This window comes from Stenotrophomonas sp. Nf1, assembly GCF_003028475.1.
Lineage (GTDB): Bacteria > Pseudomonadota > Gammaproteobacteria > Xanthomonadales > Xanthomonadaceae > Stenotrophomonas.
This window is the reverse complement of sequence record NZ_PYTV01000009.1, coordinates 114,722-138,997: the sequence shown is the minus strand read 5'-3', so window position 1 is coordinate 138,997 and position 24,276 is coordinate 114,722. Positions and strand designations below refer to the sequence as shown.

Below are 24,276 nucleotides of genomic sequence, written 5' to 3'. Positions count from 1 at the left end.
CGATGCGCCGTACCCTGATGATCGCCGCTGCCACCGCGCTGCTGGCCCTGAGCTCCACCGCCTCCGCGCGCGATACCCGCCTCGAGCAGTCCCTGCAGGAACTGGTCAGTTCGCAGGCCGCCAAGGACGCCGGCATCGACGGCAGCGTGCGCTTCTACCTGGCCGGCCAGCCGGTCAGCGTGCAGCAGCGCCTGGGCGAAGACGTGACCAACAAGAAGACCAACGCCGCCAACAAGAGCGACGCAGAAGCCTGCAGTTGGGTCGCGCTGTCGGCGCTGCGCGCGCTGCAGGATGGCGCCAGGTCGCGTGGTGCCAACGCCGTGGTCGACATCGTCAGCTATTACAAGAAGAACGAGTTCAAGAGCAGCACCAACTATGAGTGCTGGGCCGGCACCTTCGTCGCCGGCGTGGCGCTGAAGGGCACCTACGCCAAGGTCAAGTAAGCCATCGCCATCCCCGACCGCCGGTCGGGGATGCCGTCCACAGGGGGACACCATGAAATCGATGCTCGTCGCGGCCCTTGCCGCGGCTTTCTGCTGCGTGCCTGCGCGGTCCGCGCACGCCGCCGATGCAACACCCATCCGCATTGCCGCCGAGGTGCCGTACCGGGCCGAGGTCGGCGGCGAGCTGATCCGCCAGGAATGCGAATTCGGCCGCGACCTGAGCAGCAGCATCGTGCGCCATGCCGGTGGCCGGGTAGTGGTTGCCGCACCGGGCGAAGACGCCGGACGCCGCCTGGACATCGTCGTGACCAAGGCCCACGCCGCAGGGGGCGGCGCCATTTCAGGACCGAAGTGGGGGCGCATCTATGGCGAACTGAAGGAGGACGGCCGCGTGGTCGGCAATTTCAGTTTCAAGCGCACCACCAGCCGGCCCTTCACCTTCCGCGCCTGCACCACCCTGAAGCTGGTGGCCGAGGCACTGGGCGGCGATGTGGCGCGCTGGCTGGAAAACCCCACGCTCGATCCGCTGATGACCGAAGAGATCGCGGCCAACTGAGCGCGTGGCGTTGCCTGAACGCCGCCGCCACATTGCTGAACCCTGCCGGGGAAACACCGTCGATCACGCCGCCATCGTCGGCTGACGGCTTTCCCCGGTGTCGGCTTTCCGACACAATCACGGCTCTTCCCGGGTTATCGTCCCGTGGACATGCACGCCTACGTCTATAAAAGCCAACTCAAGCCGGACACCTACGTCTACGTTCCCCGACGCGATGATTTCAGCGCGCTGCCTGCGCCGCTGCTCCGCTCGCTGGGCACGCTCACCTTCGTCCTGGACGTGGCCCTGGATGCCCAGCGCCGCCTGGCCCAGGCCGACCCGGACAAGGTCCGCAGCGAAATGAGCGAGCGTGGCTTCTATCTGCAGGTGCCGCCGTCGGTGGCCAGCCTGATGCCGCGCCACTATGACTGACCTGTCCCGTCCGCGCGCCCTGTCGATCGCCTTCGCCGTGGGCGCCGCGCTGGCGCTGGGCGCCGCCGTGGGCGGCATTGCCGGGGCGATCCTTGCCGCATTGGCACAGCCGGCGTTCGCGCTGGGCGTGTCGTGGTGGCGGCGCAGCCGCGTGCTGCTGCCGCTGAAGGTGGTGGCACGCCAGGACCTGCCGGCGTTGCTGGCGCTGTGGTCGGCCGCGCCGGTGTTGCTGGCACTGCTGCTGGCCTGGCCGCTGGCGGCGCTGCGTGACAGCGGCAGTCTGGCCGCCGTGCTGGGCCTGAGCGTGCTGGTCAGTGCCGGCCTGCTGGCGGCCTGGCGCACCTGGCCGCTGTGGAACGATGTTGAACGCCTGGATGGCAGCCTGGCCCAGCATTGGCAGGCGCTGGCCGGGCGCGACCTGACCGCCTGGCGCGGCCTCGGTGTGGCCGCGCTGGTGATCGCACTGGCCGCGCTGGTCGTGCTGCCGGCATGGCCCGGGCTGCTGCCGGAAAGTGCACGCTGGCCCGCCGCGCTGGCGGTGGTGCTGTTGTCGCCGCTGCTGCATCTGCTGTTGCAGCGGGTGGCGCCTGCGCCCTTGGTCTCGCTGCGTCCGGGCGCGCTGGCCACGCCCAGCAACGAGCACGAACCGCTGTTCTCCGCAGCGGCCGAAACCGCGCCGCTGGAAGCACTGGCACCGCAGGAACTGACGCCGGCGCTGTACGAGGCCGCCCGCCATGGCCGCATCGATCGCGGCCTGCAACTGCTGCAGGCCGGTGCCGATCCCTATGCGTTGCCCGACCCGAACTGGCGTGACCAGCGCAGTCTGGCGGTGCTGGCCGCCGTGCTGCCGGACCTGCGCCTGCTGCGCGAACTGATCGCCCGCGGCGTCGATGTGAATGCACCGCACCGTGGCATGACGCCGCTGCTGGCAGCCACCCGTGACAGCTGGCATGGCCGCCCCGAGGCGGTGATGACCCTGCTCGCCAACGGCGCCGATTCGCGCGCCGTCGACAGCGATGGCAACACCCCGTTGCACCATGCCGCACGCAGTTCCGACCCGGGCGTGGCCGCGCTGCTGCGCGATGCCGCCGCCGAAGTCGACGCACTGAACCAGGATGGCTGGTCGCCGTTGGCGGTGGCCTGCCAGGTCGGCAACTGGCGCCTGGCGCGCTTCCTGCTTGAACGTGGTGCCCGCAGCGAGCCGGCCGACGGTACCCCGGTACTGCTCGCCGCCGCGGCCACCGAAGACGACGACCCGGCCGGCGTGCAGCTGCTGCTCAAGCACAAGGCACGCGCCGATGCCCGCGACCGCCAGCGCCGCAGTGCGCTGCATGAGGCAGCATTGGCCGGTCACGTTGAAATCATCGGCGTGCTGCTCGGTGCCGGCGCCAATCTGGAAGCGCGCGACGCACTGGGCCGCACGCCCTGGCTGGAAGCCGCCCGCGCCGGCCGCGCCGCGGTGGTCGAACACCTGCTGCCGCACAAGCCGGACCTGATTGCCGTGGATGGCGAAGGCCGCAATGCCGTGCAGCTGGCCGCGATGGCCGAGGATGTTTCGCCGTTGCTGATCAAGCGTCTGGTGGAACTGGGCATCGCCGCCGACGCGACCGATCCGGTCGGTCGCCGTGCGGTGGACTACGCCGCCGAAGCCGGCCGCTGGGCGATCGTCGCGCTGCTGGATCCCGCCTATCCGTTGCCGGCCGCAGTCAGCGATGGCCTGGCCGAGCGCGGCGACGCGGCCGCTGCCAGTGGCCTGTTGCCGGACCGCCCGCCACTGACCCTGCTGCGCGAAGCGCTCGGCTTCGGCAACACCGACGGCATGGCCGCACTGGCCAAGCTGTGCCAGCCGGAAGAACTGGGCGGCCTGCTGCTCGATCCGGAACTGGCGCTGGAGCCGCGCGCGGTCGACTGGCTGCTGGCCCACGGTGCCGATCCCTACGTACGTGATGCCTGCTCGGACACGCCGATGTTCGCGCTGTTGTCGCGCGGCATCGATGCCGTGCCGGCGCTGCACGTGATGCTGCAGCGTGGCCTGTCGCCGGCCGGTCGCGGTGGCCTGGCACGCTTCCTGGCCGCCTGCGCGCAGCACGACCAGGCCGCGCGTGGCCTGGAACAGCTGGCGCTGGAACTGCTGGAACGCGGCGCCGACCCGTTCGCCGCGTCGCCGGCCGGTGATCCGCCGCTGTCGCTGGCGGTGCGCCTGGGTTGGCTGCGCCTGCAGCAGGCGCTGCTGAAGGCGGGCGTCGATCGCGAGGCGCGCGACAGCCACGGCATGACCGCGCTGCATCTGGCCACCGCGCTGGCCCGCGAAGGCGCGCTGAAGCTGCTGGTGCAGCACGGCGCCTCGCCGGAGGCCCGCGCCGCCGATGGCCAGACGCCGCTGGGCGTGGCGCTGTCGATCGGCCGCCGCGATCTGGCCGACTGGCTGGACTGGCGGGTGTGGCCGTTGCCGCGCCGCACCTTGCGCGAGGCCGATCTGCCGGCTGCCGCAATGGCCGGTGACGTCGATGCAGTGCGCCGCCTGATCGATCTGGGCTTCGCCGTCGATGCCGTCGATGCGCAGGGCTGCACCGCGCTGCTGCGCGCGGCCGGTGGCGGCCATCTGGCGGTGACCGACCTGCTGTTGGCGCGCGGCGCCGATCCGCAGCACGCGGCGGCCAGTGGTGCCACGCCGCTGTCGGCGGCGGTGAGCATGCGCCAGGTGGATATCGTCTCGGCTCTGCTCGACGCCGGCGCCAAGCTGGAACACCGCCTGCCGGGCGGGGTGACCGTACTGATGCTGGCCTCGGCGCTGGGCCTGCCGGACATCGTTGCGCGCCTGCTGACCGCCGGCGCCGACGTGCATGCCGGTGATGCGCAGCAGCTGGGCCCGTTGCACTGCGCCGCGCTGTACGGCTTCAGTGCCCGCGACCGCTCGCGCCTGCTGGCGCTGCTCGACACCCTGCTGCTGGCCGGTGCCGAACCGGACCAGGCCGCCGCCGGTTCGGTTACGCCGCTGCTGCTGTTGCTGGGCGCGCGCGCCGAGCCCGGCACCGCCTGCGATGAGCAGGTGGTGATGGCGGCGGTGGAGCGCCTGCTCGATGAAGAGGTGAGCCTGGAGGTACGCGATCCGCGTGGCTTCGGCCCACTGCACCTGGCCGCCCTGCATGGCCTGCCGCTGCTGGTGCAGCGCCTGCTGCGCGCCGGTGCCGATCCGGAAGTGCGCGACAGCCTCAACCGCAGTCCGCGCGAGATCGCGGTGATGCGCGGTTTCATCGATGTGGCCGGCGAGTTCGAACCGCGCGTGCCGGGCGTTTCGTCGATGGCCCGGTTCCTGCGCGACAACGGCTGATCCCCCAGAGGGGTAGTGCCGGCCGCTGGCCGGCAACCTCATGAATCCTGCGGAATCCCCAGGTTGCCGGCCAGCGGCCGGCACTACCGGGTCCGTCATCGATCGGGTGGGTGCCGATCCTGCCCACGGTGGGTGCCGACCGTTGGTCGGCACGCCTACTTGTCGTCGCTTTCCGCGTCGGCCTCGAACAGGTGCATCAGATCGTTGCGCGCATCACGCGAGGTCTGGATCACCGCCGCCTCGTCGTCGTAGACCAGGTACTGGTCGCGCAGCAGCTGTTCGTCGTGCTCGCGGAAGCGCTGCACGTGGCGCTCGGCCACGTTCGGCGCCACGCCCAGTGCGGTCAGCACACGCCCGCTCATCTCCAGGCTGGTGCCGAACACTTCGCGGAACGGTTCGGCCGACATGTCCATCAACCGCCACGCATGCTGGCGGTTGCGCGCACGCGCCAGCACCGTCGCGTCCGGGTACAGCCGGCGCACCATGCGTACCGCACGCAGGTTGGTTTCCGGGTCATCCACGGTGATCACGAACACATCGATATGCTCGCCGCCGGCCGCGCGCAGCATCTCCGGCCGGGTCGGGTCGCCGTAGTACAGCTGGTTGCCGAAACGGCGCAGGTCGGCCACAGTGTCCGGGTTCGCTTCCAGCGCAACGAACGGCACCTTCTGCGCGGTCAGCAGGCGCGCGATCACCTGGCCGAAGCGGCCCATGCCGGCGATCAGCACCTTGGGCCGGTTGTCCGGCGCCACCTTGTCGGCGTCGGCCGGCTCGCGCGGCGCGGCCTTCTCCTGGCCGAGCAGTTTCAGCAGCGCGATCATCAACAGCGGCGTGATCGCCATCGACAGGCCGACGATGGCCACCAGCCGGTCGTGGTTGGCGTTGCCCAGCAGGTGCGCGCGCTGCGCCTCGTTGAACACCACGAACGCGAACTCACCGCCCAGCCACAGCACGCTGCCCAGCAGCAGCGACTGCCGCGAACTGAGCCGGGCGACGCGGCCGATCGCGTACAGCAGGCCGAACTTGACCACCAGCAGGATGCCGACGCCCCCGGCAATCATCCACGGCTCGGCGGCGATGCGGTCCAGGTCGATGCCCATGCCCACCGCGATGAAGAACAGGCCCAGCAGCAGGCCCTTGAACGGCTCGATCTGCGATTCCAGCTCGTGCCGGAACTCCGAGTCGGACAGCAGCACGCCGGCCAGGAACGCGCCGAGGCTGGGGCTGAGGCCAGCCTCCTGCATGAACCAGGCGGTGCCCAGCACCACCAGCAACGCGGTGGCGGTGAACACCTCGGGGCTGCGGGTACGCGCGATGGTGCTGAAGACCCGGCGCAGCACCGGCCGCCCGCACAGGATCACCACCGCCAGCGCGCCCAGCGCCACGGCCGCATCTTCCCAGCGCAGGGTCTCGTTCTTCACCCCGCCCAGCAGCGGGATGGCGGCCAGCAGTGGGATCGCGATCAGGTCCTGGAACAGCAGGATGGCAAAGCCCAGCCGGCCGTGGTCGCTGTTGATCGCCTTGTGCTCGGACAGCAGCTGCAGGCCGACCGCAGTGGATGACAGGGCCAGCGCCACACCCACCACCAGCGCACTTTTCCACTGGAAGTGGTCGAGCAGCAGCAGGCCGCCCAGCACCAGCCCGGACAGCGCCACCTGCGCCGCGCCAGCACCGAACACCGAGCGTCGCATCACCTTCAGGCGTGCCGGCGACAGCTCCAGGCCGATCACGAACAGCAGCATCACCACGCCGATTTCGGCCGCGCCGAGGATGCGGTCGGCGTCCTGCACGAAGCCCAGCCCGTCCGGGCCCAGCACCACACCGGCCGCCAGATAGCCCAGCACCGCGCCGAAGCCGAACTTCTTGAATACCGGCACGGCGATGACCGCCGCCAGCAGCAGCACCAGGGCCAGTTCCAGACCACCGCTATGCATGGGAATACCTGGTCATCGCGGGGGCCTGTGCTGCGTTCGTCCGGGGGAGCGCGGCCGTGCAGGCCACCCCTTCATTATGCGCGCATGCGGGGGGGCGGATCCCCTTGCGCAGCAAGGGGCTCTGACCCCAAGGGCGTCTGACCATCCGCCCGGGCCAGGGTTGACCGGGCGTGCCGGCAGGTCCAGACTGCCCGCCGCTGCCGGCCCCGCTGTTGTCGAGCGTGTCAGGCAGTACACCCATCCCGGAGTTCCCAACCCATGTCCAGCGACAGTAGAAGTCGACCTCGTTCGACGCCAGCGATGGCCACCGCCTGACATCGGGACGGTTTGCCTGCGTTGGCGTTGCGCGAGGTCGCACCCCCACAAGGCAAACCCGATGAACCAGAAGCAATTGCTGCGCCCGGTGGCCGATGCCGCTGCCCTGGCCGCACCGCTGGCGAACTACAACACCGCCGACGCGGTGGAGTTTCTCAATACGCTGGAGCTGACCCGCGCCGCCGACACGCTGGCAGCGCTGCCGTTGCCGCGTGCGGTGAAGATGCTGGAAGCCCCCGAGCTGCAGCGCAGCGGCGAGCTGGTGGCGGTGCTGCCGCCGGCCCGCGCCGCCGCCCTGCTCGGGCTGATGGCCGACGACCGCGCCACCGACATCGTCCACGAGCTGGACGAGGACGAGCGCGCGCGGCTGATCCCGCTGCTCGGCACCGATGCCCGCCAGGCCATCCAGAAGCTGCTCAGCTACCCGCCCAACACCGCCGGTGCGCTGATGACCACCGAGTACGTGGCGGTGCCGGCCAGCTGGACCGTGGCGCAGACCCTGCAGCACATCCGCCAGGTCGAGCGCACCCGTGAGACGGTGTACGCGATCTACGTGCTGGACCCGGCTACCCAGCAGCTGCAGCAGGTGGTGACCATGCGCCGGTTGATCACCGGCCTGCCGGAGGAGTCGATCCTGGACGTCGCCCAGATCAACCCACCGGTGACGGTGGATGCGCTGATGGACCAGGAAGAAGTGGCGCGGCTGATCCGCCGCCACGACCTGCTGGCGATTCCGGTGGTCGATGCGCAGCAGCAGATGCTCGGCATCGTCACCGTCGATGACGTACTGGATGCGCTGATCGAGGAATCCACCGAAGACGCGCACAAGTTCGGCGGCATGGAAGCGCTGGACAAGCCGTACATGCAGATCGGCTTCTTCGAGATGCTGCGCAAGCGTGCCGGCTGGCTCAGCGTGCTGTTCCTGGGCGAGATGCTGACCGCCAGCGCGATGCAGCACTACGAAGACGAACTGGCCCGCGCGGTGGTGCTGACCCTGTTCATTCCGCTGATCATGAGTTCGGGTGGCAACTCCGGCTCGCAGGCCACCTCGCTGCTGATCCGCAGCTTGGCGCTGCGCGAACTGCGCCTGCGTGACTGGTGGAAGGTGGCGATCCGCGAGATTCCCACCGGCATGGTGCTGGGCGCCATCCTCGGCTGCCTGGCGATCGTGCGCATCGTGATCTGGCAGCTCGGCGGCCTGCATGACTACGGTGAGCACTGGATCCTGCTGGCGATCACCATCGGCGCGGCGCTGGTCGGCATCGTCACCTTCGGTTCGCTGTCAGGCTCGATGCTGCCGTTCATCCTCAAGCGCCTCGGCTTCGACCCGGCCAGCGCCTCGGCCCCGTTCGTGGCCACCCTGGTGGACGTGACCGGCCTGGTGATCTATTTCAGCATCGCCGCGATGATCCTGCACGGCACGTTGTTGTAAGCCGTGGCCGGTTGCGGGGTCGGATCCCTTCGCGCCGCGAAGGGCTCTGACCCCTGAAGCACCGTGCTCCGGTAGTTGCCGACCTTGGTCGGCACGCAAGGGTCAGAGCCCTTTCCTGAGGAAAGGGATCTGACCCCATCGCCACGGAATTTGGGTACCGTAGGCGCATGAGTACCTACCACCTGCAGTCCGTGTTCCGTCCGCAGTCGGTCGCGGTGATCGGCGGCAGCCCGCGCGAGCGCTCGGCCGGCCGCGCGGTGATGCGCAACCTGCGTGGCACTGGCTTCCCCGGCAAGGTAGCGTGGATCAACCCGCGGCATGCCGAGATCGATGGCATCCGCACGATCAAGCGGCTGAAGGACCTGGACTGGGTGCCGGACCTGGTGGTGATCACCGCACCGGCGGCGATCGTGCCGCAGGTGGTGCGTACCGCCGCCGAGCGTGGCGTGCAGGCCGCGATCATCCTCACCGCGCACCTGGGTGAAGGCCCGGGCTCGCTGTCGGCGCAGGTGGAAAGCGTGGCGCGCAAGCACGGCCTGCGCATCCTCGGCCCGCACTGCCTGGGCGTGATCGCACCACATGCGCGGCTCAACGCCAGCATCGCCGCGCATTTCCCACAGGCCGGCGATCTCGCGCTGATCTCCGAATCGTCCGCCATTGCCGCGGCGCTGGTGGAGTGGGGCGTGGCGCGCTCGGTGGGGTTCTCTGCCGTGGTGTCGCTGGGTGACACGCTGGACGTCGACTTCGGCGACCTGCTCGACTACTTCGCCACCGACTACCGCACCCGCGCCATCCTGCTCTACGTCGAGCAGATCAAGGACGCACGCAAGTTCATGTCGGCTGCACGTGCCGCCGCGCGTGCCAAGCCGGTGGTGGTGGTGAAATCCGGTCGCGCCGAACGCGTGCAGCCGGGCAGCCGCGATACCCATGTGCAGGCACTGGCGCGCGCCGACGATGTGTATGGCGCCGCGTTCAACCGCGCCGGCCTGCTGCGCGTGGGCGCGCTGGACGAACTGTTCACCGCCGCCGAATCGCTGGGTCGGCTGGGCACCTTCCCCGGCCGCCGCCTGGCCATTCTCAGCAATGGTGGCGGTGTCGGCCGGCTCGCCGTCGATCAGCTGGTGGCGCTGCGCGGCACCTTGGCACAGCTTTCCGACAGCACCGTGGAAACCCTGGACAAGGTGCTGCCACAGGGCTGGTCGCGCAGTAATCCGGTCGACATCGTGGTCGATGCCGATGGTGACCGCTACGCCGCGGCGATCGAGGCGCTGCTGGCCGACAACGAGAACGACGCAGTGATGGTGGTCAATGTGCCGACCGCGTTCACCTCATCGGCCGACGCCGCGCAGGCACTGACCCGCACGCTCGGCCTGCGCCCGCGCCACCATCGCGACAAGCCGGTGTTCGCGGTGTGGCTCGGCAACGATGACCAGGCCACCGCCACGCTCAACGCGGCGCGGGTGCCGACCTATCCGACCGAGGCCGAAGCGGTGCGCGGCTTCCAGCATCTGGTGCGCTATCGCGAAGCGCAGAACGCGCTGATGGAAACGCCGCCCAGCCTGCCGCAGGACTTCAGTGTCGACGCGGCGGCCGCACGCGCGCTGGTCGATGCGGCGCTGGCCAACGGCCAGCAGTGGCTGGACCCGCTGGCCACCCACGAACTGCTCAAGGCCTACGGCATTCCGTCGGCGCCGGTGATGCACGCGCGCGATGCGCACGAGGCGATGGATCTGGCGCAACCGCTGCTGGAGCGTGGCGCCAGCGTGGCGCTGAAGATCCTGTCACCGGACATTCCGCACAAGTCGGAAGTCGATGGCGTACGCCTGAACCTGACGACGCTGCCGGCAGTGCAGAGCGCGGCCAACGCGATCCTGTCGCGCGCCCGCCAGCTGCGGCCGGACGCGCGCATCGATGGCCTGCTGGTGCAGCCGACCATCGTCCGCCCCAAGGCGCGCGAGATCATCGTCGGCATCGCCGATGACGCCACGTTCGGCCCGGTGATCGTGGTCGGCCGTGGCGGCACGGCGGTGGAAGTGATCAACGACAAGGCACTGGCGCTGCCGCCGCTGGATCTGCGCCTGGCCCACGAACTGATCGGGCAGACCCGCGCCTCGCGCATCCTCAAGGCGTATGGCGATGTGCCGGCTGCCGACGAACGCGCGCTGGCCCTGGCACTGGTGAAGCTGGCACAGCTGGCCGCCGACATTCCCGAAGTGCGCACGCTGGACATCAACCCGCTGCTGGTCGACAGCAAGGGCATTCTCGCCCTTGACGCGCGTGTAGCGGTGGCACCCTCGCGCATTCTGCACAAAGGCCGCGGCCATCCGCGCTTCTCGGTGTTCCCGTACCCGAAGGAGTGGGAGCGCACCATCGAACTGTCCGATGGTGGCCGTGCCTTCGTGCGCCCGGTGCGGCCGGAGGACGACGCACTGTTTCGCGCATTCTTCGCCCGGGTCAGTGACGAGGACCTGCGCCTGCGCTTCTTCCAGTCGGTGAAGCACTTCAGCCACGAGTTCATCGCGCGCCTGACCCAGCTCGACTATGCGCGTTCGATCGCGCTGGTGGCGATCGAACCGCGCAGCGGCGAAATGCTGGGTGCGGTGCGCCTGCACGCCGATGCCGATTACCATCGCGGCGAGTACGGCATCCTGATCCGTTCGGACCTGAAGGGCCACGGCATTGGCTGGCGGCTGATGGCGATCATGATCGAGTACGCCAAGTGGCTGGGCCTGGATGTGGTCGAAGGCCAGGTGCTGCGCGAGAACAGCACCATGCTGGCGATGTGCCAGAGCCTGGGCTTCAAGACCCGACTCGACCCGGACGACCCGACGGTGATGGTGGTGACCCTGCCGGTGCAGCAGGTTGAAGTGCCCGAAACGCCTTTGTAGAGCCGAGCCCACGCTCGGCTGTTTTGCGCCTGAGCCGAGCGTGGGCTCGGCTCTACAGCATCAACGCAGCGGCTCCACCACCACCGCCGTGCCATAACACAGCACCTCGGTCAGCCCGGTCATCACGTCGGTGGCGTCGTAGCGCATGCCGATGATCGCGTTGGCACCCAGCTGCCGCGCATGCTTGACCATGTCGCGGTAGGTTTCCTCGCGGGCCTGCTCGCACAGCTCGGTATAGATGGTGATGTTGCCGCCGAACAGGGTCTGGATGCCGCCAAGGAAATTGCCGACGATCGAGCGCGAACGCACGGTGATACCGCGTACCACGCCCAGGTTGCGCACCACCCGATGGCCGGGCAGCTCGAAGGCGGTGGTGACCAGCGCATCGTCGAAACGAAGGGCGGGCGGTGAAGTGGGGCTGCTGTTGTAGGGATCTGCCATGGTCGCGTCCGTGTCGTAGCGTCGAGCTTGCTCGACTGCTCTGGGGTTTCGTAGCGTCGAGCTTGCTCGACTGTTCTGCGCACAGCAGTCGAGCAAGCTCGACTCTACAATGCAATCACCCGTTGCGGCATGGTTCCGTCACCCCGCTGGCGCGACAATAGCCCCATGACCGACCGTATTCCCCTGTTGCTGCTGCCCGGCCTGCTCAACGACGCCGAGCTGTGGCGTGCCCAGCTGGCCGACCTGGCCGATATCGCCGACTGCACGGTGGGCGACCAGACCCGTGGCGAAACCCTGCAGGCGGTGGCCGAGGATGTGCTGGCACAGGCGCCGCAACGCTTCGCGCTGGCGGGCTTCTCGCTGGGTGGTTTCGTCGCCCAGCAGATCCTGCGCATTGCACCGGAACGGGTGATGCAGCTGGCGTTGATCGATACCTCGATCCACGCCGACTCAGCAGAGCGCGCCGAGCAGCGCCGCAGCCAACGCGCCAGCGTGCGCCTGCCGGGCAGGTTCCATGGCTTCGGCGATGCGCTGATGCGCAGCTACATCGATGCCTCGCGGCTGGACGACTACGTGCTGGTGCAGCGCGTGCGCGACATGACCGCCCGCCTGGGGGCGGAGGTGTTCCTGCGCCAGAGTGCGCTGGAGCGGCGCGATGGCCATGACGTGCTGGCGGGCTACCGCGATCCGCTGCTGATCGTGTGCGGTGCCAACGACCGCATCACGCCGCTGGCGGTGAGCGAGGAAATGCACGCGTTGGTGCCGCATTCGCAGCTGGTGGTGGTGCCCGATTGCGGGCACCTGGCGCCAATGGAGAAGCCTGAAGAAGTCAGCGCGGCGATGCGTGGGTGGTTGCTGCAGAGCGAGGGATAAGCCCGCTTCTGGTCGGTGCCGACCAAGGTCGGCACCCACCGATTCGGTTCCGCAACCGCGGTCGGGATCAATCCCAGGCCGGCGCAATGCCTTCCGGGTTGGCAAGCCGGTGCCCCCGATCGAGCTTGGCGATCTGCGCCATGTCCTCGTCCGTCAGGCGGATCGCGGCCGCTTCCAGGTTGCTGGCCAGGTTCTCGCGTTTGGTCGAAGACGGAATGACCGAGAAGCCCTGCTGCAATGCCCAGGCCAGCGCGATCTGCGCCGGCGTGGCCTGGTGGCGGCCGGCGATGGCCTGGATCACCGGGTCCTTGATCACCTCGCCATAGGCCAGGCTCATGTAGGCGGTGATGTGGATGCCGTTGTCCTGCAGGAACTTCACCAGCAGGCGGTTCTGCAGGTACGGGTGGATCTCGATCTGGTTGGTGGCGATGGCCTCGGCACCAAGGATCTCGATGGCCTTGCGGGTCTGGGCGATGGTGAAGTTGGAGATGCCGATCGCGCGGGTCAGGCCCTGCGCCTTGGCTTCGGCCAGCGCCGGCAGGTACTCCTCCATCGGCACGTCGACCTTGTCGTTCGGCGACGGCCAATGGATCAGCGCCAGATCGACGCGGTCGGTGCGCAGCTTTTCCAGGCTGGTACGCAGGCTGGCCAGCAGCGCATCGCGCTTGAACTCGGTGATCCATACCTTGGTGGTCAGGTACAGATCATCACGCGGCACGCCGGACTCGGCGATGGCCTGGCCGACTTCGGCTTCGTTGCCATAGATCTGCGCGGTATCAACGGCGCGGTAGCCGACGTCCAGCGCGTTGCGCACCGAGTCGATCACGGTCTGGTCCTTCAGGCGGAAGGTGCCGAGACCAAAAGCGGGGACAGTCATGTGAAGCTCCAAGGGGGAGGGCGTCGCAGAAGGAAGAGGGTAGGGCAGGTGCCGTATGCATGCCGGCAACGCTGCATTGCATGAATCAATGTGCGGCCACGGCAATGCCCTCGGCACGGTCATCGATACCGTCGCGACGGTCCAGGCGGCCGCTCAGCACGGTCAGCGCATACGCGCCCACCACCACCAGCGCGCCCAGCCACGGCGTGTGCATCAGGCCGATGTGCTCCACCACCAGGCCACCCAGCGAGGCGCCCAGCGCGATGCCGATGTTGAACGCGGCGATGTTCAGGCCCGAGGCCACGTCGCTGGCCTGCGGTGCGTAGCGCTGCGCCTGCTTCACCACGTACACCTGCAGGCCCGGCACGTTGCCGAATGCCACCGCGCCCAGCGCCAGCACCGTCAGCAGCATCAGCCAGGTGTTGTAGGCGGTGAAGGTGAGCACGAACAGCACCACCGCCAGCAGCGCGAAGATGCGCTTCAGCGCCGGCACCGGACCCACGCGGTCGGCCAGGCGGCCGCCCCACAGGTTGCCGATCGCCACCGACACGCCGTACACCAGCAGCACCAGGCTGACCGCATTGGCCGAGAAGCCAGTGACGTCCTGCAGGATCGGCGCCAGGTAGGTGAAGGCCAGGAAGGTACCGCCGTAACCCAGCGCGGTCATCGCATAGACCAGCAACAGGCGCGGCTGGGCCAGCACCGCCAGCTGCTGGCGGAAACTGGCCGGCACGCTCTGCGGCAGGTTGCGCGGCACGAACAGCAGCGCGCCCAGCAGGGCGACCACGCCCAGCGCGGCCACCGCCAGGAAGGTGGCGCGCCAGCCCAGGTGCTGGCCGATGAAGGTGCCCAGCGGCACGCCGGTCACCAGCGCCACGGTGAGGCCGGTGAACATGATGGCAATCGCACTGGCCGCCTTCTCCTTCGGCACCACCGCGGTGGCGATGATCGAACCGATCGAGAAGAACACGCCATGGGCCAGGCCGGTGAGGATGCGCGCAGCGATCAGCGAGGTGTAGCCCGGTGCCAGGAAGGCGATGACGTTGCCGACGGTGAACAGCACCATCAGCGCCACCAGCAGCTGCTTGCGCGGCACGCGGCCGGTCAGTGCGGTCAGCACCGGTGCGCCGATGGCCACGCCCAGTGCGTACAGCGAGACCAGCAGGCCGGCCGAGGGCAGGCTGACCTGCAGGTCAGCAGCGATGGTCGGGATCAGGCCGACGATGACGAATTCGGTGGTGCCGATGGCGAAGGCACCGAGGGTCAAGGCCAGCAATGCGAGGGGAATGCCACGGATCATGGCAGGCTCCAGAGAGAGGGAAGGCGCGCAGTGTGCGCGGCCCACCTTTGCGGAAAAACCGGTCTTCACGCCAATCACTCTTGCCTGTCGGTCAATAATGGCGGCATGAAGACCACCCTCGACGAAATGCAGGCCTTCCTCGCCGTGATCGACAGTGGCTCGATCAGTGCCGCTGCCGAGCAGCTGGGGCAGACGCCTTCGGGCGTCAGCCGTGCGCTGGGACGGCTGGAGGACAAGCTGGGCACCACGCTGCTGACCCGCACCACGCGCCGCCTGCACCTGACCGCCGAGGGTGAGGCCTACCTGCGCCACGCCCGGGCGATCATCGACGCGGTGGAGTCGGCCGAAGAACAGATGGCCGCGCGCCGCGAGCGTCCGGCCGGACGCCTGCGCGTGGATGCGGCGATGCCGTTCGTGCTGCACGTGATCGCGCCGCTGGTGTCCGGCTACCGTGCGCGCTACCCCGAAGTGCAGCTGGAATTGAACAGTTCCGAGCGCTATATCGACCTGCTGGAACGGCGCACGGACCTGGCCATCCGCATCGGTCCGCTGACCGATTCCACCCTGCATGCCCGTTCGCTGGGGCGATGCCGCCTGCAGCTGGTCGCCAGCCCGGCCTATCTGGCCACGCACGGTGAACCGGCCAGTGTGGCCGCGCTGGGTCAGCACACCCTGTTGGGCTTCAATGAACCGGAGTCGCTGAACCGTTGGCCGTTGACCGGTGATGCCGACGGTCAGTTGCTGGTACGCCCGGATATCGCGGTATCCAGCGGCGAAACCCTGCGCCGGCTGGCGGTGGAAGGGGTGGGCATCAGCTGCCTGTCCGATTTCGTCACCGATCGCGACCGTGGCGCTGGCACGCTGGTGCCGGTGCTGGCCGCGCAGACGCTGGATGTGTATCAGCCGATCCACGCGGTGTACTACCGCAACACGGCGGTGTCGGCGCGGATCAGCTCGTTCCTGGATTACCTGGGTGAAGCGATGGCCAAGAGCGATTACCTGCGCTGAGGGTTGCCGGCCAGCGGCCGGCACTACCGCAGGTTTCGGTGGGTGCGGACCGTCGGTCCGCACTGATCCTGCCGTCGCCCGACCAACGGTCGGGCGCTACCCCGTCCGGTAGTGCCGGCCGCTGGCCGGCAACCGGATCAATCACGCCGCGCGCGCCAGCGCGTCCTTCGCTGCGGCGCTGGCCGACAGGTCGAACACATCCACCGCATCGATCAGGCGGTTCGCCTGCTGCTCCAGGCTGCGCGCCGCGGCGCTGGCTTCCTCCACCAGCGCGGCATTCTGCTGGGTGGCGCCATCCATCTGGATCACCGTCTGGCTGACCTGCTCGATGCCCGCGCTCTGCTCCTGCGAGGCGGCGGAAATCTCGGCCATGATGTCGGTCACGCGCTGCACCGACGCCACGATCTCGGCCATGGTGTCGCCGGCCTCGCGCACGCGCTGCGCACCGTGGCCGACCTGTTCCACCGAGGCTTCGATCAGCGCCTTGATCTCCTTAGCGGCACCGGCCGAGCGCTGCGCCAGCGTGCGCACCTCACTGGCAACCACCGCAAAGCCACGGCCCTGTTCGCCCGCGCGTGCCGCTTCCACTGCGGCATTCAGGGCCAGGATGTTGGTCTGGAACGCGATGCCATCGATCACGCTGATGATCTCGGCGATCTGCCGCGACGAGGTCTCGATCGCGCCCATCGTCGCCACCACCTGGCCGACCACGCTGCCGCCCTGCGAGGCGACGCTGTGCGCACCGATTGCCAGCTGGTTGGCCTGGCGTGCGTGCTCGGCGTTCTGGCGCACGGTGGAGGTCAGTTCCTCCATCGAGGCAGCGGTCTCTTCCAGGTTGGCAGCCTGCTGCTCGGTACGGCGCGACAGATCGTTGTTGCCGGCGGAAATTTCTGCGGCGGCAGTGTGGATGCTGCCGGAGGCGTGCTTGATGTCGGTGACGATGGTTGCCAGCTGTGCGGCGGTGGTGTTGGCGTCGCCGGCGATGCGTGCGAACACGCCCTGGAAATCGCCATGCATGCGCGCCCCGAGGCGGCCATCGGCAATCGCGCGCAGCATGCTGGAGACCTCGCCCAGGTTCAGCTCGGTGGTCTGCATCAGGCGGTTCAGGCCGTCGATCATCGCGCGGAAATCATGCTCGAAGCGCGCGCTGTCACCACGCTGGCTGAAGTCGCCGGCGGCGGCGGCTTCGGCCAGACGGCGGATCTCGCCATTGATCGCGCCGAGGTTGTGCTTGACCGCATCCAGCGCCTCGGTGATCACCGCCTTCTCACCAGGCAGGCGCTCCATGTCCTGGCTCAGGTCGCCGATGGCGTAGCGGCCCATGATCGCGATCGCGCGCATCTTCACCTGGATGTGCGCATCGACCAGCGTGTTGCTGTCGGCCACCATGGTGCCGAACGCACCGGGGAAGGCGCTGGCATCCATGCGGTGGCTGATGGTGCCGGCCTCATGCGCCTGCGCCATCGCGGTCTGTGCATCCAGCACGCCGCGCAGCGTGGACTGCACCGCCTGCATGGCCTGTGCGAGGCGACCGATCTCGTCGCGGCTGCGCACCTGCACCACGTGCTGCAGGTCGCCGGCGGCTACCGCGCGGGCGGCCGCTTCCACCGCCAGCACCGGCTGCACCACGGCGCGTCGCAGCCACCAGGCCAGTCCCATCAGCAGCAGCACCGCAGCCAGCACGGTCAGCGCCGCGCACAGCAGCAGGGTCTGCCGCGCCTGCTGCGAGCGCGCCGCCACCGCCGCTTCGGCCACCTGCGTAGCGTGCGTGCTCAGTGCGTCCAGCGCGCTCGCCACCGGGCGATCCTTGCCGCGCACCAGATTGTCACCGGCGGCCGGGTCATAGCCGGCTTCCGCGAACGCCTGCAGCGCGGCGTGGTAATCGCGCTGCAGCTGCGCGTGCAGGCCGGTGAACGCCTGCGCCAGTTCACGCGTGCGTGCATCCGGGCTGGCCAGCAGGCCCTTGGCCAGCTGTTCGACCAGGCGGCCCTCGCTGTCGAAGGCCTCCAGATGGCGCTTGCGCAGCGCATCGTCGTGGCCGCGCAGCAGCACGTTCTTCCATTCCTGCACCTGGCCGCGGAACTCGCGCTGCAGGCGTTCAGCGTCGCGGCTGTGCGCGACTTCGGGCGGGACTTCGGTGGACAGTTTCAACCAGGCAGATGCCAGGCCGGCCAGGGCGCACAGCAGAACCACAGCCAGGCCAACGGAAACCGCGCCGAGCAGCTTGGACTGCAGCCGCGGCGCACGGGTGGACTCATTCATGTGGGAGCACTCTCGGGAAGGGGCGATGCGGTATCGACCGGTTTCGACCACCTCTGAAGTGGGACATCCATCACATTCGCGTTTCGTTCAAGGAGGTGAAGGAAACATTTCATAGGACAAATGTGTCCAGATGGAACGAAAGCAGACCCTCGACAGGGGATTTAAATGTAACTATTGTAGTTACATGAAATCTGCGAACCCGCTTTCCGACGCCCTGCACGTGATGGCCCACCTGGTCGGCCAGCAGGGCCCGCGCACCTCCGAACAGCTGGCCGCGTGCCTGCCGACCCACCCGGTGGTGATCCGCCGCCTGCTGGCCCAGATGCACAAAGCCGGGCTGGTAAACAGCACGCGCGGCCACGGCGGCGGTAGCCAGCTGGCACGCGATGCCGCAGCGATCACCCTGCACGACATCTATCTGGCCGTCGGGGCGCCTGCGCTGGTGCAGGTCGGTACGCGCGATGCCGGCCATGGTTGCCCGATCCAGCAGCTGGTCAACAACGCCCTGCTGGAGGGCGCGCGCGAGGCGCAGCGGTTGCTGGAAGCGCGCCTGCAGGCGACCACGCTGGACCAGCTCGGCGCCGACTTCGCCCGTCATCTCGCTCATCACCGCTCCCTGGAAGGTCACCATGAATCCTGATGTGCTCATCGTCGGCGGCAGCTATGCCGGCATCGCCGCTGGCCTGATCCTGGCGCGTGCCCGTCGGCCGGTCACGATCATCGACGCCGGTTCACCGCGCAACCGCTTCGCCAGCCACTCGCACGGCGTACTCGGGCTCGACGGCATCAGTGGCGCCGAGCTGCTGAAGACCGCGCGCCAGCAACTGCTGGATTACCCCAGTGTGCGCTGGCTCAATGCCGAGGCCATGCAGGCCCGTGCCACCACCGACGGTGTGGAAGTGCGTACCGCCGATGGCCAGGTGCTGGCGGCGCGCAAGCTGCTGCTGGCCAGCGGCATCGCCGACCAGCTGCCGGCGTTGCCGGGCCTATCCGAGCGCTGGGGCAGCACCGTGCTGCATTGCCCTTACTGCCACGGCTATGAAGTCGGTGGCGGTGCCATCGGCCTGCTTGGCGGTCATCCGATGTCGGCCGCCAAGGCGCCGTTGTTTGCCGACTGGGGCAATGTCACCTTCTTCAGCCAGGGCCTGGCGATCACCGACGAAGAGCTCGCCGCCATGCAGCAGCGCGGCGTGCAGATCGAGACGGTGCCGGTGGTGGGTGTGCACGGCGATCAGCCGACCTGGCTGGAAGTGGAGTTGGCCGATGGCCGCCGCATCGCCCAGCGCGCACTGTTCGTGCCGGCCACGCAGGCGATGGCCACGCCGCTGGTGCAGCAGCTGGGTTGCGCGTTGGCGGAAAGCCCGTTGGGCGTGCTGATCGAGGTCGATGCGATGAAGCAGACCTCGGTGCCGAACGTCTACGCCGCCGGCGATGCGACCACCGTGGGCAACATCACCCTGGCTGCTGCCGAAGGCGTGCGCGCGGGCATCGGCATGCATCACGCGCTGGTGGCCGAAGACAGCGTGCCGCGCTGAACGCGCGTGTTCCGGTAGATGCCGACCTTGGTCGGCGCTGTTTCATCCACGCATGGCGTGGATCTACTGCAGGGCGGTCGAGCAAGCTGGACGCTACGGACGTGGGTGCATCTACATCCACGCAGTGCATGGAACCACCGCAATCGGGCGTGGTGGGTGCCGGCCCTGTCCGGCACCCTTCCATTACCCCTTCACGCACAGCACCTGCCGCAGCGTGTGCACCACGTCGACCAGATCCAGCTGCGCGGCCATCACATCGTCGATCGACTTGTATGCTGCCGGTGACTCGTCCAGCACCCCGCTGTCCTTGCGGCATTCCACGTGTGCGGTGGCTTCGCGATGCTGGGCCAGCGTGATCTGCTGGCGCGCGGCACCGCGGCTCATCACCCGGCCGGCACCGTGGCTGCAGCTGTGGAAGCTGTCCGCGTTGCCCTTGCCGCGCACGATGTAGCTGCGCGTGCCCATGCTGCCGGGAATGATGCCCAGCTCGCCCTCGCGCGCACTGACCGCGCCCTTGCGCGTCACCAGCAGTTCCTGGCCGTGGTGCGTTTCCTTCTGCACGTAGTTGTGGTGGCAGTTCACCGCCATCGCCGCCAGCTGGAACTTCGGCAAGCGGTGGCGCATCTCGGCCAGCACCCGCGACATCATCGCCTCGCGGTTCTGCCGCGCGTAGTCCTGCGCCCACGACACCGCCTCAACGTAGTCGTCGAACAGCGGCTCGCCTTCCATGAAGAACGCCAGGTCCTTGTCCGGCAGGTGGAAGCCGAGCACACGCCGTGCCAGCTCCTCGCGCGCCTTCTCGATGAAGTAGGTGCCGATCAGGTTGCCGGTACCGCGCGAGCCGCTGTGCAGCATCACCCACACCGTGTCCGTCTCGTCCAGGCACAGCTCGATGAAGTGGTTACCGCCGCCCAGCGTGCCCAGCTGGCGGTCGAGCTTGTCGGTGCGGATCCTCCGATGCCTGTCCTTGATCTTCTCCAGCCCGGCGGCCAGCCCGGACTGCACCAGCCGGGTGTGGATGCTGTCAGGCATGCGGTGATGCTCGCCACCGCGCCCATTGCCGACCGGGATGCTGCGCTCGATGCTGTTGCGCAGCTGCCGCAGGTCATCGGGCAGGTCGTTGGCGCGCAGCGTGGTACGCACCGCCGCCATGCCGCAGCCGATGTCGACGCCGACCGCGGCCGGGATGATCGCACCGCGGGTCGGGATCACCGAGCCCACGGTCGCGCCCTTGCCCAGGTGCACGTCCGGCATCACCGCCACCCACGGCCCGACGAACGGGATCGCAGCGATGTTGCGCAGTTGCTCGTGGGCCTGTGCTTCCAGCGGCACGCCGTTGACCCAGCCCTTGATCGGCGTGGTCCCCTCCGCGTGCAGCCATTGATAGTTCTGTTGCGTGTCCATTGTCTTGTTGAATGTCCTTGATGGGCCGGCGGCGCGTCCCTGCGCCGCCGCTACCCCCTACCTGATCGTCACCAGCTGCTTCAGCACGCCATCCAGGCCGCCGAACACGGTGAGCTTGTCGATCTTCTCGGTGACCTTCTCCAGCGCCTCCAGCTCCTTCAAGCGCATCAGCACCGGGTTGTCCTCGATCAGCTTTGCGGTGTTGAGCTGCGAACGCGTAGCGTTGGCCTCCTCGCGGCGACGGATCACGCTGGCCTGGGCCTGCTTCTCGGCCAGCACCACGCCGTTGAGGATCTCCTTCATCTCGCCCGGCAGGATCACGTCCTTGATGCCGACGCCGAGCAGGCGTACACCGTGGCCCTCGATCGCGGCCTGTACATGGGCGGCGATCTCGCCGTCCAGCGCGGCCTTGTCACCCAGCAGCTCGTCCAGGCTGCGTGCGGCGATCGCCTGGCGCAGGCCGAACTGCAGCTGCCGATAGATGAACTCATCGGCATTGCTGAGCGTGCGGTGTGCACGCACCGGGTCGACCACCTGCACGGTCGCGGCCAGGTTCACCCGCAGGGTCACCTTGTCGCGGCTGAGCAGTTCCTGGCCGGACACGTCCAGCGAACGCGCACGCAGCTCCACCCGCTCCACCGACACGTTGCCGTTGAAGTTCCAGAATGCGTGCAGGCCGGCGCCAAGCGTCTGCCGCAGCGTGCCATCGATGAACAGCAGGCCGACCGACTCGCTCGGCACCGTGCTGATCACCGCCACACGCGGCAGCACGCCCAGCTGACCCAGGCGCTGCTGCACGTCCACCGGCACGTACGGCTCGTCACCCAGCGCCAGCACGCGCACCTGGGTGTCGACCGAACCGCGCCAGTACAGACGGCGGCTGCCCGGCGGCAGGACCTCGTCGATGCGGCCGTTGCGCAGCAGCAGGCCGACCTCGCCGGCGCCGACGTTGGCCAGCACGAAGTGCGTGTCCAGCGTCGCGCCCAGCGCTTCGATCAGGCTGTCCTGGTCGCTGCCGGTGTAGGCCGCGCCCCTCGATGCGCTGTGGATGTCCACCTGCGGGCGGCCGCCGAACAGCGACAGGCGGTGCACACCCGGCAGCAGGATCTGCTGGAAACGACGGTTGCGATATACCAGGCCGCGCTCGCCGTCGCCGATCACGACCTTGATGGTCCAGAACATGGGAGTCTCTCCTTGTATGGCTCTGGTGGTTCGACCCGATGGAATGACTGCCATGACCCGGGTCGAACAGGTCGTGGCAGGGCCGGCGGCACATGCTGTGCCGCCGGCGGAAGAGGGCGGCCATCGGCGGACGGTCCGCGCGCGGAGCCTGCGGTGCGTCATCACGCTTGCGGCCATCGCTGCCGGCAGACAGCACCGGAGCAGGGTGGGGCAGGTAGTGGTGACAGGCCGAGGCCCGGCGTGCGGTCCGTTGCCCTTCCTGTGGCGCCCGAAGGCGTTCGCAGGACCGGCGACGATGGCCGCTGGGGCTTGCGCCCCGGGTGTTGCTTCACGTCATGACTTGGAAGGTCATGTGGTTGGAGTGGGAGTCGAACCCACGACAGACGGAATCAGGATCCGTTGCTCTATCCCTACTGAGCTATCCAGTGGTGAACCGCGCGGAATCGAACCGCGTGCCGGCGAACCGGCGCCTGCCTCCAGCAGGCGATCCAGGCGATGGCATGACCGCGACCTCCGGCATACGCCACGGCAATGCCGCGCGCACCAGCCCGTGGTTGAAACGGGACCGTTGGAAAATCTAGGGTGCAGGCCACCGACATTATCGCGAGCGATAATGTTTGAGTGCGATGCAGATAATGTCCAGGCGTTGCCATGCGCGCAGAGAAAATCCTCCGGCGAGGTGGGAAAACCTGGGTCAGTGCGTGGCGGGCTGCCGCGCGGGGTGCAGTTCTGGCATCGCGGGTCCTTGTGTCGACGCAAACGAAAACGCCCCCGGGACTTGCGTTCCGAGGGCGTCGTCAAGCCTCGGAGATCGGGGTGGCCGATCTCCGCAGGGCGGGTATCAGGCCGTTGTCAGCTGGATTTCCTTGCCGAACGCGCGCGCCAGCACGTCCATGCGCAGGCATGGCAGCAGTTTGGCGATGGCGACGGAATGCGCGTTCAAGGGAGGTTTCCAGTGGTTGTTGAAACGAGGTGCGCACGATAAACCACGATTTAGTCGTGCGCAACCATTTTGTTGAATTATTTTCTTTGGTGTGGGTGTCATGCCGGCCAGCGGCCGGCACTACCGGGTCTTAGTCTTCCTTGCTGGCGGCGTCGAGTTGCGCGACATCCTGCACGCTCAGCGACAGGTTCGCGGCGGCCAGAAGGTCATGCAGCTGCTCGACGCTGGTGGCGCTGACGATCGGCGCGGTGATCGACGGCCGTGCGATCTGCCACGCCAGCGCGATCTGCGCGGCGGTCGCGCTGTGCTTGCTGGCCACATCATCCAGCGCCTCCAGGATGCGCAGGCCGCGCGTGTTCAGATAGCGCTTCACCACCGTCTCGCCACGCGCCGGGCTCTTGGCCGCATCGGCCGGCGTGCGGTACTTGCCGCTGAGGAAACCGCTGGCCAACGCGTAGTAACCGATCACGCCGATCTGTTCGCGCTGCACCAGCGGTTCCAGCTCGCTTTCGTAGCCGGCGCGGTCGTACAGGTTGTACTCCGGCTGCAGGGTTTCGTAACGCGGCAGCTTGTAGTCGGTGGACACCTTCAGCGCATCGGCCAGGCGCGTGGCGCTGTAGTTGGAGGCACCGATGGCGCGCACCTTGCCGGCTTCGATCAGGCGGCCGAATGCGGCCAGCGTGGCTTCCAGCGGTGTGGACTCGTCGTCCTCGTGCGCCTGATACAGATCGATCACGTCGGTCTGCAGCCGGCGCAGCGAATCTTCCACGGCGGCATTGATGTTGTCCGGGGTCAGGCCGGGGCGCTCGGCCCACTTGGCCACCTTGGTCGCCAGCACCACCTTGTCGCGCTTGCCGCTACGCGCGAACCATTTGCCGATCAGTGTTTCCGACTCGCCGCCGACATTGCCGGGCACCCACGCTGAATACACATCGGCGGTATCGACCAGGTTGAAGCCGGCATCGACGAAGGCATCGAGCAGGGCGAAGCTGGCCTTTTCATCGGCGCTCCAGCCGAACACGTTGCCGCCGAAGGCGAGCGGACGTACATGCAGGCCGGAACGGCCCAGTTCGCGGGTTGCCGTCATGGGCACGGACTCCTTGGGGGAAGTGTTCCAGAATAGAACGCGTTGTGTGACCGT

The 24,276-nt window shown here is 68.3% G+C and carries 18 protein-coding genes and 1 tRNA gene; 10 read left to right on the top strand and 9 right to left on the bottom strand.

Annotated elements, in window-relative coordinates:
• Nucleotides 1-2: 2 nt before the first annotated feature.
• The 4 genes from C9412_RS16290 to C9412_RS16275 all read left to right on the top strand — a co-directional run bounded on the left by C9412_RS16290 (nt 3) and on the right by C9412_RS16275 (nt 4,741).
• Nucleotides 3-443 carry an excinuclease ATPase subunit gene (locus tag C9412_RS16290; protein ID WP_107232603.1) on the top strand — a complete coding sequence of 147 codons (441 nt, stop codon included), beginning with the start codon at nt 3-5 and terminating at the stop codon, nt 441-443.
• 52 nt (nt 444-495) lie between these two features.
• Nucleotides 496-999 carry a hypothetical protein gene (locus C9412_RS16285; protein WP_146160153.1) on the top strand — a complete coding sequence of 168 codons (504 nt, stop codon included), beginning with the start codon at nt 496-498 and terminating at the stop codon, nt 997-999.
• A 150-nt stretch (nt 1,000-1,149) separates the two neighbouring features.
• Nucleotides 1,150-1,410: a YcgL domain-containing protein gene (locus tag C9412_RS16280; RefSeq protein WP_107232601.1), complete on the top strand. Its 261-nt coding sequence runs from the start codon at nt 1,150-1,152 to the stop codon at nt 1,408-1,410.
• Complete coding sequence (locus C9412_RS16275; protein WP_107232600.1) at nt 1,403-4,741, top strand: ankyrin repeat domain-containing protein; 3,339 nt, start codon at nt 1,403-1,405, stop codon at nt 4,739-4,741. The genes C9412_RS16280 and C9412_RS16275 overlap by 8 nt, the downstream gene beginning before the upstream one ends.
• Nucleotides 4,742-4,896: 155 nt before the next feature.
• Here the strand turns inward: C9412_RS16275 and C9412_RS16270 are convergent, their stop codons facing one another.
• Nucleotides 4,897-6,675, bottom strand: a complete 1,779-nt coding sequence (locus tag C9412_RS16270; protein WP_107232599.1) for a monovalent cation:proton antiporter-2 (CPA2) family protein — start codon at nt 6,673-6,675, stop codon at nt 4,897-4,899.
• A 376-nt stretch (nt 6,676-7,051) separates the two neighbouring features.
• Between C9412_RS16270 and mgtE the strand changes: the two genes are divergently transcribed.
• Entirely contained in the window at nt 7,052-8,422 is a 1,371-nt protein-coding gene (mgtE, locus tag C9412_RS16265; RefSeq protein ID WP_107232598.1) for a magnesium transporter, read from the top strand.
• A gap of 167 nt (nt 8,423-8,589) precedes the next feature.
• Complete coding sequence (locus C9412_RS16260; protein ID WP_107232597.1) at nt 8,590-11,310, top strand: bifunctional acetate--CoA ligase family protein/GNAT family N-acetyltransferase; 2,721 nt, start codon at nt 8,590-8,592, stop codon at nt 11,308-11,310.
• Nucleotides 11,311-11,370: 60 nt separating this feature from the next.
• Here the strand turns inward: C9412_RS16260 and C9412_RS16255 are convergent, their stop codons facing one another.
• Complete coding sequence (locus C9412_RS16255) at nt 11,371-11,751, bottom strand: YbjQ family protein (protein WP_107232596.1); 381 nt, start codon at nt 11,749-11,751, stop codon at nt 11,371-11,373.
• A gap of 165 nt (nt 11,752-11,916) precedes the next feature.
• Between C9412_RS16255 and C9412_RS16250 the strand changes: the two genes are divergently transcribed.
• Nucleotides 11,917-12,624, top strand: coding sequence for an alpha/beta hydrolase (locus tag C9412_RS16250; protein WP_107232595.1), 708 nt, complete (start codon nt 11,917-11,919; stop codon nt 12,622-12,624).
• Nucleotides 12,625-12,691: 67 nt separating this feature from the next.
• Here C9412_RS16250 and dkgB read toward each other — a convergent pair whose 3' ends face one another.
• On the bottom strand, nt 12,692-13,501 hold the full coding sequence (gene dkgB, locus C9412_RS16245) for a 2,5-didehydrogluconate reductase DkgB (RefSeq protein ID WP_107232594.1): 810 nt from the start codon (nt 13,499-13,501) through the stop codon (nt 12,692-12,694).
• An 85-nt stretch (nt 13,502-13,586) separates the two neighbouring features.
• On the bottom strand, nt 13,587-14,801 hold the full coding sequence (locus C9412_RS16240; RefSeq protein WP_107232593.1) for an MFS transporter: 1,215 nt from the start codon (nt 14,799-14,801) through the stop codon (nt 13,587-13,589).
• Nucleotides 14,802-14,906: 105 nt separating this feature from the next.
• Between C9412_RS16240 and C9412_RS16235 the strand changes: the two genes are divergently transcribed.
• Nucleotides 14,907-15,809: a LysR family transcriptional regulator gene (locus tag C9412_RS16235; RefSeq protein ID WP_107232592.1), complete on the top strand. Its 903-nt coding sequence runs from the start codon at nt 14,907-14,909 to the stop codon at nt 15,807-15,809.
• A gap of 141 nt (nt 15,810-15,950) precedes the next feature.
• Here C9412_RS16235 and C9412_RS16230 read toward each other — a convergent pair whose 3' ends face one another.
• A complete protein-coding gene (locus C9412_RS16230; protein ID WP_107232591.1) occupies nt 15,951-18,071 on the bottom strand; it encodes a methyl-accepting chemotaxis protein in 2,121 nt (706 codons plus the stop codon).
• Nucleotides 18,072-18,255: 184 nt separating this feature from the next.
• Here C9412_RS16230 and C9412_RS16225 point away from each other — a divergent pair, with 184 nt between their 5' ends.
• Together C9412_RS16225 and C9412_RS16220 are read left to right on the top strand one after the other, a co-directional pair.
• Entirely contained in the window at nt 18,256-18,711 is a 456-nt protein-coding gene (locus tag C9412_RS16225) for an Rrf2 family transcriptional regulator (protein ID WP_107232590.1), read from the top strand.
• Nucleotides 18,701-19,606: an NAD(P)/FAD-dependent oxidoreductase gene (locus C9412_RS16220; protein ID WP_107232589.1), complete on the top strand. Its 906-nt coding sequence runs from the start codon at nt 18,701-18,703 to the stop codon at nt 19,604-19,606. The genes C9412_RS16225 and C9412_RS16220 overlap by 11 nt, the downstream gene beginning before the upstream one ends.
• A 183-nt stretch (nt 19,607-19,789) precedes the next feature.
• Here the strand turns inward: C9412_RS16220 and C9412_RS16215 are convergent, their stop codons facing one another.
• The 4 genes from C9412_RS16215 to C9412_RS16200 all read right to left on the bottom strand — a co-directional run bounded on the left by C9412_RS16215 (nt 19,790) and on the right by C9412_RS16200 (nt 24,222).
• Entirely contained in the window at nt 19,790-21,010 is a 1,221-nt protein-coding gene (locus C9412_RS16215) for an RtcB family protein (protein WP_107232588.1), read from the bottom strand.
• A gap of 57 nt (nt 21,011-21,067) precedes the next feature.
• Nucleotides 21,068-22,192, bottom strand: a complete 1,125-nt coding sequence (locus C9412_RS16210) for a slipin family protein (RefSeq protein ID WP_107232587.1) — start codon at nt 22,190-22,192, stop codon at nt 21,068-21,070.
• 353 nt (nt 22,193-22,545) lie between these two features.
• Nucleotides 22,546-22,617: transfer RNA gene (locus C9412_RS16205), tRNA-Gln, on the bottom strand.
• 648 nt (nt 22,618-23,265) lie between these two features.
• Entirely contained in the window at nt 23,266-24,222 is a 957-nt protein-coding gene (locus tag C9412_RS16200) for an aldo/keto reductase (RefSeq protein ID WP_107232586.1), read from the bottom strand.
• Between the last annotated feature and the right edge of the window lie 54 nt (nt 24,223-24,276).